General features: G+C 48.2%; 10 protein-coding genes and 1 tRNA gene. 5 read left to right on the top strand and 6 right to left on the bottom strand.

Going from position 1 to position 14,140, the window contains the following annotated elements; translation table 11 throughout:
• Positions 1 to 67 precede the first annotated feature (67 nt).
• The 3 genes from N773_RS0111805 to N773_RS0111795 all read right to left on the bottom strand — a co-directional run bounded on the left by N773_RS0111805 (position 68) and on the right by N773_RS0111795 (position 2,839).
• Positions 68 to 970: an alpha/beta hydrolase gene (locus N773_RS0111805; RefSeq protein WP_051454283.1), complete on the bottom strand. Its 903-nt coding sequence runs from the start codon at positions 968 to 970 to the stop codon at positions 68 to 70.
• A gap of 246 nt (positions 971 to 1,216) precedes the next feature.
• Positions 1,217 to 1,393, bottom strand: coding sequence for a hypothetical protein (locus N773_RS0111800; RefSeq protein ID WP_155250888.1), 177 nt, complete (start codon positions 1,391 to 1,393; stop codon positions 1,217 to 1,219).
• 36 nt (positions 1,394 to 1,429) lie between these two features.
• Positions 1,430 to 2,839: a dockerin type I repeat-containing protein gene (locus tag N773_RS0111795; protein ID WP_024857983.1), complete on the bottom strand. Its 1,410-nt coding sequence runs from the start codon at positions 2,837 to 2,839 to the stop codon at positions 1,430 to 1,432.
• A 443-nt stretch (positions 2,840 to 3,282) separates the two neighbouring features.
• On the opposite strand from N773_RS0111795, the gene N773_RS0111790 reads away from it, so the two are divergent.
• The 5 genes from N773_RS0111790 (at position 3,283) to N773_RS0111770 (ending at position 10,686) form a co-directional block, all read left to right on the top strand.
• Positions 3,283 to 4,287 carry an aldose 1-epimerase gene (locus N773_RS0111790; protein ID WP_024857982.1) on the top strand — a complete coding sequence of 335 codons (1,005 nt, stop codon included), beginning with the start codon at positions 3,283 to 3,285 and terminating at the stop codon, positions 4,285 to 4,287.
• Positions 4,260 to 5,051, top strand: coding sequence for a hypothetical protein (locus N773_RS0111785; protein ID WP_024857981.1), 792 nt, complete (start codon positions 4,260 to 4,262; stop codon positions 5,049 to 5,051). The genes N773_RS0111790 and N773_RS0111785 overlap by 28 nt, the downstream gene beginning before the upstream one ends.
• Before the next feature lie 66 nt (positions 5,052 to 5,117).
• A complete protein-coding gene (locus N773_RS0111780) occupies positions 5,118 to 7,601 on the top strand; it encodes a GH36-type glycosyl hydrolase domain-containing protein (RefSeq protein WP_024857980.1) in 2,484 nt (827 codons plus the stop codon).
• Positions 7,602 to 8,561: 960 nt separating this feature from the next.
• Positions 8,562 to 10,517 carry a methionine--tRNA ligase gene (metG, locus tag N773_RS0111775; protein ID WP_024857979.1) on the top strand — a complete coding sequence of 652 codons (1,956 nt, stop codon included), beginning with the start codon at positions 8,562 to 8,564 and terminating at the stop codon, positions 10,515 to 10,517.
• Positions 10,518 to 10,612: 95 nt separating this feature from the next.
• Positions 10,613 to 10,686: transfer RNA gene (locus N773_RS0111770), tRNA-Arg, on the top strand.
• A 69-nt stretch (positions 10,687 to 10,755) separates the two neighbouring features.
• Here N773_RS0111770 and N773_RS0111765 read toward each other — a convergent pair.
• From N773_RS0111765 to eda, 3 genes are read right to left on the bottom strand one after another with little or no spacing between them, the layout of a single operon-like run.
• Positions 10,756 to 12,354 (bottom strand): mannitol dehydrogenase family protein, encoded by a 1,599-nt coding sequence (locus N773_RS0111765; RefSeq protein WP_024857978.1) that lies wholly within the window; start codon positions 12,352 to 12,354, stop codon positions 10,756 to 10,758.
• A 10-nt stretch (positions 12,355 to 12,364) separates the two neighbouring features.
• Positions 12,365 to 13,372, bottom strand: a complete 1,008-nt coding sequence (locus N773_RS0111760) for a sugar kinase (protein WP_024857977.1) — start codon at positions 13,370 to 13,372, stop codon at positions 12,365 to 12,367.
• A 4-nt stretch (positions 13,373 to 13,376) separates the two neighbouring features.
• Positions 13,377 to 14,138, bottom strand: coding sequence for a bifunctional 4-hydroxy-2-oxoglutarate aldolase/2-dehydro-3-deoxy-phosphogluconate aldolase (eda, locus tag N773_RS0111755; protein WP_024857976.1), 762 nt, complete (start codon positions 14,136 to 14,138; stop codon positions 13,377 to 13,379).
• Positions 14,139 to 14,140: the final 2 nt, after the last annotated feature.

Here is a 14,140-nt window from a genome sequence, read left to right as displayed (position 1 = left end):
ATGCGGGTCGGTTTTTTGTGGCTGAAAAAAGCGGATATCCCGAAAATATCCGCTTTATATATGATTATTATAAACTTTCCAGAAATTCCTTTACATATGCCTTGTATGTTTCGGCATCGGTAAGTATGGAATTTGCATGACCTGCACCTTCTATATAGTGCACCTCGCTTCTGCCCCTGGTGCGGGCTGCCATATCCTCGGAATTTTTCGGCAGGATAAAATTATCATCTGCACCGTGGATAAACAGCATAGGCACTTCGTTATCGTCAAGAGAATCTATCGGACGCATACTTTTGAGAGAATAGCCGTACCGTATCCGTGCTCCGAGGTCTGCCAGGTCAACGAAGAATTCGGGCATATGATAGTACTTATAAGCTCCCCGCAGAACATTGTCGATATCCGAAAAACCGCAGTCGGCAACGGCGAAATCCACATCGGGATGATATTTCATCGAAGCTGCGGTGGAAGCGGCGCCCAGCGATTCACCGTGGAGACCAAGCTGTGATATATCGCTGTAACGTGAGCGGGTATCTTTTACAAGCTCATATATATCCTCACCCTCGCGTATGCCGTAGGTCGTGAAAGTTGGCTCGTTTTCACCGTGACCACGCAGGTCGTAGATGATGCAGTTGTAGCCCAGTTCCAGGTACATGGGTGCGTATTTGAGCGCTCCCATACGGTTATCGGTGTATCCGTGGGATATAATGATATACTTATCCGTTGGTGTGGGATTTTTAAGAAATTGTACGTGAAGTTCGTAACCGTCAAAGCTTTTGATCGTGTAATCGGTTTTTTCAAGTTTTTCGTAGAATGAGAAGTCATAGTGTTCGGTTTGCCACTGCATAGCCTCATCGATGGTCTGCCTTTTGCCTGTCATAACGAAAGATGCCAGCCAGAGCATCAGTGCGAATACCAGCAGCGGGACTGCGACGGCTATGATGATGAGCAGTTTGCGGATCTTCTTGTTCATATGTATCGACCTCCTCTTTTTTATTGTTTACGATATCATTCTAGCATAGGTGCATGACTGTGTCAATAAACAGCAAAAGTGAACTTTGTAAATAATTATGCATGATCGGATATCAAAGTCAATACCAAAAAATACGGTCGTATGTTTTCGTATGAGGTCGTATACCGTTGGGATAAAAATATCGGCACACAGAGAACTCATCTCCGCGTGCCGATATATTGTCTTTTGAACTTTTTCTGATGCGGCTCACAAGTGGAGAATCGTGACCGTTGTGAATATCAGCAGCACTGCGGCGATAATGAGTATGATGCCCGTTCTTTTCAGGCGCTTAGTGCGTTCTGCCCTATCCTGTCTGATCTTTTCAAGCTTAGTTTCTGCGTGTTTCTCTGCCTGCTTTATAAGGTCATTTTTATCGCTGCTCATTATCATCACCCCGTTCCTGCGGTTTTCTTCATACGATCATACGAGTAACTTCTTTCCTTTTACATGAGCGGCTATCATAATGATATCGGTAATATTTACCGAACCGCTGCTGTTGACATCTGCTCTGTTTTTCTGTTCGGTACTGAGCATCTTTTTGCCCTTGACCTGTGCGGCTGTAAGTGTGATGTCGGTTATATTTACAATATCGTCGCCGTTTACATCGCCCGATTTATATACGGTCTTTTTTATCTTGACAAAATCTGCTTTTTCGGAAGAGCTGTCATAGATAGTATCGGTGCCCACAAGAGAAGGAGTCGGCTCGGTGATAATGCTGTCAGTAAGGCTGAAACCGCCGTCTTTGAAAGCTATCGCCTGTTCTTTGCCTGTTGCTGTTATATCCGAGTTGATGACTTCTATCGTGCCTGATGGCGAACCTATACCCACGTTGCCATAAGCAGATACCCGAATATTGTCAAAGGTAAGTTTGCAGTGTTCGTTGCGTATGCAGGTCTCATTATTTGAGCGTATAGTCAGTGAGCCGTCGCCCATTATGGTGGTGTCGCCGTAAAGGGCGATATATCCGGACATCTCGATGTCCTTGACTAAATCTATGGTGAGATCGGGAACCATACTGTATATCAGTTCCTCGTCAGAGCTATGTTCGATATTTCCCGCTACGCCGAGCACCCTGTGGTCGGGATCATAGTAGAATTTGCCGTTCCCGAGGATATCATCGCAGTTATCGGCATTTGCCTGTTTTGAATCTATCCAGAGATCGTAGGAGGGGATTATCCTTACATCAAAGGCATAGGTGATCGCATCGCTGTTATATATCCCACCTCCGCCGTATAAGCCGTCATTAGGTTTAGTAAGGGTGCATTTGGTGAGTGAGACGTAATCGAAATCTTTTACTGCCGCTTCTTCTCCGTGCGCAGTGAGGAAAGAGTTTTCCACATAAATGCCTTTTTCGTATTCGTCATAGCCGATGATGGCGTAAATGCCGCCGATATCTAAATTGGCATCGGTAATGTTCAGCGATGTTTCGTGGTGTACCGCAATTGCATAGTATGAATCGTAGTTTTCAAGCGATAGCTTGCCCGCGCCTGTTATCGTTGTATCGGCACTGAAAGAGAATGAGCCCTTTAAATTTGAATCAGCGATAACGTTTACGGTAAGTCCGTCTATTTCGCTGTCTACGATCGTATTGTTCTTTTCGCCGTAATCACCGTTTATAATAAGTGTTTGCGTACTCGGTTCATATCTGAAAACGCCGTTTCCGAGTATGTCTTTGCAGTTTGCTGAATCGACCCGAACATTATCTATCACAAGGTCATAGACCGCTGCTGCGTCAGCTTTCAGCACACCTGCGGGGAGCCCCGAAAATACGGATATCGACAGCATCAGCGCTGTTGAAACAGAGGTTATCCGCTTCTTGAAAATATTCACATTATGCACTCCTTTTTGAATTGTTCAAAAACCGACTATATCGTTTACTTTGATCTTTTTGCAGTCTGTTCTGCGAAAAATTTTATTCATGGATATTTTAACATATTTTCGGATAAATGTCAATAATAATTGTATAATTTGTTTTTTCGATGCAAGAACATTGTCGGAAAATCTGTTTTAAAATCTTTTGGATAGGAAAAATATGGCAAAACTATTAGTGAATATGATATAAAATTAAATTATTTCTGCTTAACAAACTAATGTTTCCGTAAACGTTTAAGTTTCGTTGTAAAGTTGTTCAAAACAGGGGGGGTGAAATTATCTAAATGTGCAAAAATAATTAAAAGCACTTGAATAATCATATCAAGTGTGATATAATGATTGCTATATGAGGTTACAGGAGGGTAAATGCGCCCTCTTACGCAAAGTGAGGAGAGTAAGAAGTGAATAAGATCGACTTGAATTATACGTTCAAGGGTAAAGACTGCGTAAAGATGCAGTCAGGCAAATACACCGCAGTTATCGCCCCTTCCGTGGGTTCTTCGGTGCTGAGATTCAGAGATGACGAAAACGATTTGGAAATATTTAAATTCCGTAAATTCATATCGATGAAAACGATTGAGGAACAGCGCGAGATATGGGGCCTGCCTACGCTTTATCTGCCTAACCGCTTTGATAAAGGCGTTATCAAGACTTCCGATGCAGTGTATGAACTGCCGATAAATGAGCCCCTGTTTGATAATTTCATTCATGGATGGGTTCATAAGCGCGAACATGAGATAGAATGTTATACCGAAGAAAACGGCAAATGTGTTCTGATAACATCCTACGTCTTCGATGAGAATGATGAGATGTATCAGTACTTCCCGCTGGATTTCAAGATATCCTACACATTCACCCTCTCTCCTGAAGGGCTGAGACAGGATATATATCTGACTTCAAATGCTGATAAGGCTCTGCCTGTTTCGATATGCACTCACACCTGCATAAATGCACCGCTGAAAGACGGCGGTGATGAGGCTGATCTGAGACTCTGTGTTCCTGTCGGCGAAAAATGCGAGCTGAACAGGAGATGTCTGCCTACCGAGATGCTGCTGCCTCTGGCAGACTGGGACAAGGAGTACAAGGACGGCACCAAGGTGCCCACAGGTCAGCCACTTGACAACGATATGTATACAGCTGTAATGAACAGCTACAAGAACAAGCCTTTCAACGGCGTCATCGTAAAGGATACCAAGAGCGGTCACACGCTGCTCAACGAAGTATCCAAGGAATTCAGGTTCTGGAATATGTGGAACGACAACGGCGATAAGGGTTACTTCTGCCCCGAGCCTATGACTGCCATGATAAACTCCGCGAACCTTTCGCTCAGCGATGATATCACAGGTTACTGTGAGCTGAAAAAAGGCGAAACGTTCAAATGCTGGCAGAGGTTCTATACCGAGTAAAAAAGCTTTTTACGGCAGCAGCTGCGGCAGTTTTTGCGCTGTCGGCATCAGGATGTGAGTGGGACGATGCGGAGATACCCGATACGGTATCTTCGGCAGATACGGATAAACTGACCACGGATGATGAGATACTCACGGAAGAGGAATCGGAAACGCCCGAAAAGGACGACATGATAACCATCGCTAAAGCTGTTTTTGAAAAATGGCTGGATGTCCTTGCGGACGGCGACAGCGATGCCGCCGATGAGATGATATCCGAAAATCTGAGAATTGTTTCTCCACGGTCAAGACTGTTCAATGAGTACTATCCCGGAAAGGCGGAAACGGAATACTATGCGCCTGCGGCAGTATCCGCAGACGACGGTGTGACAAGCGTCACACTTCGGGTAAAAGTATCCCCGGAAAATCTGCCCTTCGGCAAGGTAAATGCTGAGGTCACAGTTAAAATTACGGAAGATGACATCGGGAAAGTTGACAGAGTTCGTGAGATAGGCGCAGATGCCTCTGACGAAAAAACGCTCTACCGAAATGCCTATATCGCTTATGAAGCGGCTGCAGAGGTCTTTGACGAGATCGATCCTGTGCCGTCAGAGGGTATGCACCATATGGGTGAAGGCTCTGACCTGACGGCTGCTGTCAGAAATAAGACCCGTCCTGTCGGCGCTGAAAATTTCAGCATCGCGGTGCGGGACAGAAAATTAATGTATGTATGCTGGAGCAGCGGGGCATATTCACAGATATACCCGAAACCACAGCGAGAATGATATCATAGGATCTGTCCCCATGGGACGGTGACTTAGTATAAAAATAATGGAAAGGTGGAAAAACCAATGAAATTCGGAAAATTCGACGACGTGAACAAGGAATACGTCATCACCGAACCAAGAACTCCTTACCCTTGGATAAACTATCTGGGCTCTCAGGCGTTCTTCTCCCTTATATCCAACACAGCAGGCGGATACAGCTTCTACAAGGACGCAAGACTGAGAAGGATCACACGTTACCGTTACAACAACGTGCCTATCGATATGGGCGGCAGATATTTCTATATCAACGATAACGGTACAGTATGGAACCCCGGCTGGTCTCCTGTTAAGACCGAACTTGATGCTTACACCTGCCGTCACGGTATGGGCTACACTATCATCAAGGGTGAAAAGAACGGTCTGGAGGCTGAGGTTACATTTTTTGTACCTAATAACTATAACGGTGAGGTTCAGAAGCTTGTTCTCACTAACAAGAGCGGTGCAGCTAAGACTTTCAAGCTGTTCTCTTTCGCAGAGTGGTGTCTGTGGGACGCTCAGGACGACTGCACAAACTTCCAGAGAAACTTCTCAACAGGCCGTGTAGAGGTAGACGGCTCTGTTATCTATCATAAGACCGAGTACAGAGACAGACGCGATCACTACGCTTTCTACTCTGTAAACGACAGCATCGACGGCTATGATACCGATCGTGATTCTTTCATCGGTCTGTACAACGGCTTCAACGATCCTCAGGCTGTAATGGCCGGCAAGGCTACCGATTCTTTCGCTGACGGCTGGTCACCTATCGCTTCACACTACAAGGAGATCACCCTTGCAGCAGGCGAGAGCAAGACTCTGATATTCGTTCTCGGTTATGTTGAGATGCCCGCAGATCAGAAGTTTGAAGCTGACGGCAAGACTATCAACAAGGTCAAGGCTAAGGCTATGATCGAGCAGTTCAATACTCCTGAAAAGGTAGACGCAGGTCTTGCTGAACTCAAGGCTTCATGGGACGCTCTTCTCGGCATACTCAACGTTGCTACTCCCGATGACAAGGTTGACCGTATGGTAAATATCTGGAACCAGTATCAGTGCATGGTTACATTCAACCTTTCACGTTCTGCTTCCTACTTTGAGTCAGGTATCGGCAGAGGCATGGGCTTCCGTGATTCCAACCAGGATATTCTCGGCTTCGTTCACCAGATACCTGACAGAGCAAGAGAGCGTATCATCGATATCGCTTCCACTCAGCTTCCCGACGGCGGCTGCTATCACCAGTATCAGCCACTCACCAAGAAGGGCAACTCCGATATCGGCGGCGACTTCTCCGATGACCCGCTGTGGATGATACTTTCTGTTTCCGCATACATCAAGGAGACAGGCGACTGGGGCATCCTCGATGAGATGGTTCCTTACGATAACGATGAATCCAAGGCTCAGCCTATGCTGGATCACCTGAAGGTATCATTCTATCACATCGTAAACAACCTCGGTCCTCACGGTCTGCCTCTCGCAATGCGTGCTGACTGGAACGACTGCATCAACCTGTCATGCTACTCCGATACTCCCGGTGAGAGCTTCCAGACATACACCAATCCCAAGTTCGCAGCTGAGGGCGGCTACTCCAAGGTAGCTGAGTCTGTAATGGTTGCAACTCTGTTCACATATGCAGGTCCTAACTACGTATCTATCCTCAAGCATCTGGGCAAGGACGACGAAGCTGCTGCTGCTCAGGCTGAGATCGACAAGATGAAGAAGAACGTTATGGAATCTGCATGGGACGGCAACTGGTTCCTCAGAGCTTATGACGCTAACGGCGAGAAGATGGGCTCCAAGGAGTGCGAAGAGGGTCAGATATTCATCGAGCCCCAGGGCTTCGCTATCATGTCAGAGATCGGTAAGGAGCAGGGCGCTGACAAGAAGACTCTTGCTGCTATCGATGAAAGACTCAATACCAAGTTCGGTCTGGTACTGAACAATCCCGCATTCTCCAAGTACTATATCCAGTACGGTGAGATCTCCACATATCCCGGCGGATATAAGGAGAACGCAGGTATCTTCACACACAACAACGCATGGATAATCTGCGCTGCTGCTTATGCAGGTGAGGGCGATCAGGCATTCAAGTACTATTCCGAGATCGCTCCTGCTTTCACAGAGGAGACTTCTGATATCCACAAGACCGAGCCTTACGTATACGGTCAGATGATCGGCGGTAAGGACGCAGGTTCCGATATCGGCAGACCCGGCAAGAACTTCGGTCAGGGCAAGAACTCATGGCTGACAGGTACAGCTGCATGGAACATGGTAGCTATCTCTCAGTACATTCTGGGTGTACAGCCTGACTTCGATGGTCTGAAGATCGATCCTTCCATTCCTTCTGCTTGGGACGGCTTCAACATCACCAGAAAGTTCCGTGGCAACACCTACAACATCACCGTTAAGAACCCCGACCACGTATGCAAGGGCATCAAGGCGGTAACTGTTGACGGTACCAAGATCAACGGCAACGTAATGCCTGTATTTGAAGCAGGTTCTACTCATGAAGTTGAGGTAGTAATGGGTTGATCCCAATAACATAAGAAAAAAGAGCGGTTTTGTGCCGCTCTTTTTTTGTGGGCAAAGGATTGAGATAAATGCAGGTAAGTGATAAGATATGCCAAGGAAACAAAGCGCGCGGTCAAGCCTCGCGCCAGCAGGCTTGCGGGAGCGCGAGGGCAGAGCCCTCGCATCAAGGCGCAAAAGTGACGTAAACACAATCAAAACAATAGCAGACTATCTTCCGACCACACGGCGCGGGCAATCCCGAAAATTCCGAGCGTGAACAAAAAAATCCTACACGCACAAACTTAGTGCGTAAAAATTGCCCGCGCCCGCCGTCAAACAGCGATAGCGCCTTTGACGGCTCGACCCGAACAAAGTGAGGGGCGACTAATCCGCAGTGCGTTCTAAAAAGCAAGTATGCATTTAATGAACGTACTGAGAATACCCCGTTCTTATCAGAGGGACTGCGGTTGACAATGTCGCCCCTTGCGGGTCGAGAAATCGATTCGCTTCGCTGTCCGATTTCATGCGCGGGTATATTTTACGCATACCAGAAGATACGGTCGTATACTTTGGTACACGCTCGTATGTTTTGGTATGCCCGCGCATTGTTCGGTATGAGTTCGTATCGCTCTTGTAGTATGTTGTGCATTTTGGTATGTGCCTTGGTGATTGAGGGCGCCGCCAACAGTCAACAAAGTTGACTGTGCAAACATCCTCGCAAGCCTGCTAGCGCGAGGCTTGACCGCGCGCTTTGGTTCGCGGCGATGTTTGTGGTTGTCACACTTTTTCTGCCGCGAAATCGAGCCGTCCGCCCGAGGACCTTTTCGCGAAAAGCTTGACCAAAAGCTCTCCTCCTTGGCATTCTGTCCGCCTTTCTGTTTTCTCCCGATTGTTTCCGCAGTATCCGACAAAAAAAGCTTGCAATTGGTTTTATAATGTGCTATAATAATATAGTGACATTCTTGACAGGAGGTCTTTTTTATGGAGAAAGAGAAGTTTTATATAACAACAGCTATTGCGTATGCGTCTAAAAAACCGCATATCGGCAATACTTATGAGGTAGTTTTCACCGATGCTATCGCTCGTTTCAAGAGAATGCAGGGCTATGATGTGTTCTTCCTTACAGGTACGGACGAGCATGGTATGAAGATAGAGGGTCTTGCTAAGGAAGAGGGAATCTCTCCCAAGGAGCATGTTGACAAGGTCGCAGGCGAGATAAAGGATATCTGCAAGTGCATGAATATCTCTTACGACGGCTTTATCAGAACTACCGATGAACAGCATGAAAAAGTAGTTCAGAAGATATTCAACAAGCTCTATGAGCAGGGCGATATTTACAAGGGTTCTTACGAGGGTCTGTACTGCGTGCCCTGTGAGAGCTTCTGGACACAGTCACAACTGGTTGACGGCAAATGTCCCGACTGCGGACGTGAAGTAAAGCCCGCACATGAGGAAGCATACTTCCTGAAGCTTTCCAAGTATCAGCAGTGGCTGGAAGATTACATCGAGACACACCCCGATTTCATCGTTCCCGAGAGCCGCAAGAAGGAGATGCTCAACAACTTCATCAAGCCCGGTCTCCAGGACCTTTGTGTTTCCAGAACTACTTTCACATGGTCGATACCTGTTACATTTGATCCCAAGCACGTTATCTACGTATGGATAGATGCGCTTTCAAACTATATTACAGCACTGGGCTACGATCCCGACGGCAGCAGTGAGCAGTTCAAGAAGTACTGGCCCTGCGACTGCCACGTTATCGGCAAGGATATAATGAGATTCCATTCTATCTACTGGCCTATCATGCTCCACGCACTGGGCGTTGAGATACCCAAGAAGCTCTTCGGTCACAACTGGATACTCTTCGGTGAGGACAAGATGAGCAAGTCCAAGGGCAATGTTATCTATGCTGATGAAGTTGTTGATACTTTCGGCGTTGACGGCGCAAGATACTATCTGCTTAGCGAGATGGGTCTTAACGGTGACGGTTCAATAACTTACGAATCACTTATCGAGAGATACAATTCCGACCTTGCAAATACTCTGGGCAATCTGGTGAACAGAACTGTTGCCATGACTAAGAAGTATTTCGGCGGTGAGATACGTCAGCCCGAGGTGAAAGAGCCTGTTGATGACGAGCTTATCGCACTGGCAGAAGAAACTCCCAAGAAGGTGGCTGACTTTATCGACCAGTACCGTATGGCTGACGCTATGGAAGCTATAATGACACTGGCAAGACGTGCAAACAAGTACATCGATGAGACCGAGCCGTGGGTACTGGGCAAGGACGAAGCTAAGTTCGGCAGACTTTCCACTGTTCTTTACAACCTGCTTGAAACTATCCGTTTCCTGGGTGTTATACTCGAAGCATTCATGCCCGAGACAAGCGAGAAGATACTCGCACAGATCGGCACAGATATAAAGGGCCTTGACAGCCTGAAGGAATTCGGCGGACTGAAAGTCGGCAGCAGTGTGGGCGATCCTGTTCCGCTGTTCGCAAGAATCGACGCAGCTAAGTTCATGGAAGAAGCTGAGGCTAAGATGGCTGCACAGGCAGCAGCTGCTGCGGCTGAAGAAGCTGCTGACGCATTTGAGCCTGTTCCTCTCTCCGAGCAGATAACCATTGATGACTTTGCAAAGGTCGAGCTTAGAGTGGCAGAGGTCAAGGAATGTGAGAAGGTAAAGAAGTCCAAGAAGCTCCTTTGCCTACAGCTTGATGACGGTTTCGGCGGCAGACAGGTAGTCAGCGGTATAGCTGCATGGTACAAGCCCGAAGACCTAATCGGCAAGAAGGTCATCATCGTGGCAAACCTGAAGCCAGTTACACTCTGCGGTGTTGAATCCAACGGTATGATCTGCGCAGCAGATGCTCCCGATGGTTCTGCAAGGGTAATATTCCCCGACCAGACACTGCCTAACGGTGCTAAGCTGAGATAATAAACATGACCATATAACAGAATAGAAAAGGTGTCCGCCCGTGCTCGAAAAAACGTCTTGGGCGGCACTGATACTATTCATTATTCATTAATTCCGCGTCCGTAGCTCAGCTGGATAGAGCGTCAGACTCCGACTCTGAAGGCCGCAGGTTCGACTCCTGTCGGGCGCATTTCCATATTGCAGATGATAATTAATACATAACAACAAAAGGTGTGCCCGCTCGGACACACCTTGTTTTTTATCCTAAATTCTCTTTCAGGGTACTGCGCACAGCGCCCTTGCCTGCCAGCATTTTATCGAGGTCGGTTATTATCTTGTCTGCCAGCCCTGCTTTGACAAGGTCAGTTCCGAAGAGGGTGCTGTTTGTCAGCACGGCACGTACTTTATCCGCATCGCATGAATTTCCGTACCACTCGGGGCGGACGGTTTTCTGCATCTCATCAAGCATGGGGTCGGCACTGAGTTCCATGGCATCGCCGTTGTCGTCTATACCCGTGAGGTATCTCAGCCATGCCGCTATGACAAGGGGTATCAGCGTCAGTTCGCCCGAAGTTCCTTTTTCGGCGTAGGCTTTTATCGTTTCGCCAAAGCGTATAGCCAGCTTCTGACTGGTATCGGTGGCTATCCTCTGGGGTGTATCTGGCAGATTGCCGTTGGGCAGTCTTTCTTCAAGAACCTCTTTGAGAAAAACCTCGGGGCGGATAATAACGGGGTCTACCACAACAGGCAAGCCCTCATTATAGCCCAGATCATACACCAGCTTTCTGAGGTCATCGTCTGCCATTTCCTCGGCGATCTTTTTGTGACCCAGCAGACAGCCGAAAACAGCCAGTGCCGTATGCAGAGGGTTCAGGCAGGTCATGACCTTCATCTTCTCGGCACGGTCAACGGTCTTGCGGTCGGTGAGGTATACCCCTGCTTTTTCAAGGGGCGGTCTGCCGTTGGGGAAATCGTCCTCTATCACCAGATACTGGGGCATCTCAGCATTTACGAAAGGCGCTATGAAAGTTCCGCGGGAAGTTTTTACAGGCTGCATTCCCTCAATGCCCATGGCGGTGAGTTCATCACATATGCCGCTGTCGGGGCGGGGAGTTATCTTGTCTATCATCGACCATGGGAAGCTTACCTTGCCGCTTTCCAGATAAGCGATAAAGTCATCGCTCGCCAGACCGTTTTCAGCCCATGCCTTGGCGGTGAACATAACACCATCACGAAGTTTGTCGCCGTTTCGGCTGCAATTATCCATGCTGACCAGTGCTATGGGCTTTTCACCAGCTTTGAACCTCGCATAAAGCAGTGATGCGATTATCGCCATAGCGGAGTTTAGTTCGCCCTCGGGACCTGATTTGATATCTTCTTTCACAAATGGAAAGACCTCGCCGTTCATGTCCTTTACAGCATAGCCCTTTTCGGTGATGGTGAATGATATCATCTGCAAAGAGTCGCTCTCTGCATACTTTTTCAGCAGTGCAAAACCCTCGCCCTTAGCGCACAGCGCACCGCCTATACTGCCTATCACCCGCAGATATCTTTCGCCCTGCGCCCGCAGACCAACCAGCAGTACAAGGTCATCAAAGGGGTCGTATATCTTCTCAATCGTCTCTGTGTCAAAGCTGTCCACTGCGATGATACCGCTGTCGGATTCACCTGTCTTTATCAGTTCGTCCTGTAAACAGGCTATGTAGCCGCGGAAGATATTTCCTGCCCCGAAATGTATCCAACGGGGTGCTTCCATGGTTTTTCTCTTTACAGCTTCCGTATCGTATTCGGGCATGATGAAGCCTTTGTCTTTCCATGCCTGACGGTTTTTAACAATGCTTTCCGTTGATAGCTTCATGATTATCTCCTTATCTTTGTACCTGTGCCGAACCGCCGCCGAATGCCAGCGACTTCACTTCGTCAACACTCATGATATTGCAGTCACCCTCCACCGAGAGTTTCAGACAGCTAGCCGCCGCCGCAAAATCCACTGCTGACTGTGTATCCATGCCCTCACCGAGGGCGTATATCAGCCCTGCGGAAAAGCTGTCGCCACCGCCTACTCTGTCAACTATCAGCGAGCGGTATTCACGGCTGAAACAGTGTTTTTCACCGTCATACAACAGCGCCGCCCACTTGTTCTCGTCCGATGAAAGGGTAGTCCTCAGGGTTATTGCTACTTTCTTTAAGCCGAAACGCTCTTTCAGCTTTTCAGCCACCGCCTTGTATGCTTCATAGTCGCTGTCATCGCGGGCATTGGTCGGTATTCCGAAAAGTTCCTCAGCCTGATCTCGTCCTCCGATGTAGATGTCGGTATATTCAAGTATCTCCGCCATTACCTTTCCTGCGGTATCCTTATCCCAAAGCTTGCGGCGGAAATTAATATCACAGCTGACAGTTATGCCCAGCCTTTTCGCCGTCTTAACAGCTTCCAGTGAAGCCTTTGCACATTCAGCTGAAAGTGCGGGAGTAATGCCTGTGATATGGAATAGGTCAGCCCCTGAAAGCAGTCTTTCCCAGTCAAATTCTTCTGCCTTAGCCCCCGCTACGGACGAACCTGCCCTGTCATATATCACCTTTGAGGGACGCTGTGCCGCGCCTTTTTCCAGATAATACAGACCTATCCTGTTCCCGCCTCGCAGTATGTCAGAAGTATCCACACCGTACTGACGCAGGGTGTTTATCGCTGCCTGACCTATCTCGTGGTCGGGCAGTTTTGTTATGAATTTAGCATCATACCCGAACTGTGCCAGCGATACCGCGGTATTCGCTTCACCGCCGCCGTACACCGCATCAAAGCCTTCTGCCTGCAAAAAGCGCTTGTGTCCTTCGGGTGAAAGTCTCAGCAGTATCTCGCCGAAAGTTACTACTTTCATTACGTCACCCCCGAATTATCTGTACGCCTGAAGCTTCTGCGCTGATGTGACCTCTGCGTGCCATGTGGTATAATGTCCTCTCGGGCTTTTTAGCGGCAAATACGCTTGCACCCTCTTCATCTACCCCGACATACCTTACTTTCAGCATGATGTCCACAGCCGCTTCGGTCGCTTTGCGAACCTTGCCGAAATCTCCCGCAGCTATCCATTCCTTGTTCACCATGAAACTACCGCCGCAGGCTATGACCTCGGGGGCATCGAGATATTCCCCGATGTTCTTGGTGTTAAGTCCGCCTGTGGGCATGAACTTCACACCGCCGAAGGGTGCCGCCATCGCCTTTATCATGGCAAGTCCTCCAGCCTGTTCAGCAGGAAAGAACTTTACCTCCGTAAGCCCCATAGCCACTGCCTTTCCGAGTTCTGATGGCGTAGCTATGCCGGGCAGTACCGCAACTTTTCTTTCAAGGCAGAACTTCACAACTGCTTCATCAAAATTCGGTGAAACGATGAACTTTGCTCCTGCCGCAAGTGCGTCCTCAGCCTGCTTTACCGTCAGCACTGTACCTGCACCGACTATCATCTCGGGGCAAGCTATGCACATCGCTTCGATTGCGTCCTTAGCCGCCGCTGTCCTGAAAGTCACCTCAGCCGCAGGCAGACCGCCCTCGCACAATGCCTTTGCCAGCGGCACGGCTTTTTCGGTGTCCTCGATGACTACCACGGGGATTATGCCTATCTTACTAAGTTCTTCAACTATCTTATCCATAT

Origin of the sequence: Ruminococcus albus AD2013 (assembly GCF_000526775.1) — a bacterium.
GTDB lineage: Bacteria > Bacillota > Clostridia > Oscillospirales > Ruminococcaceae > Hominimerdicola > Hominimerdicola alba_A.
Note: the sequence above shows the minus strand (reverse complement) of the source record. Positions and strands in the feature narration are given on the sequence as shown.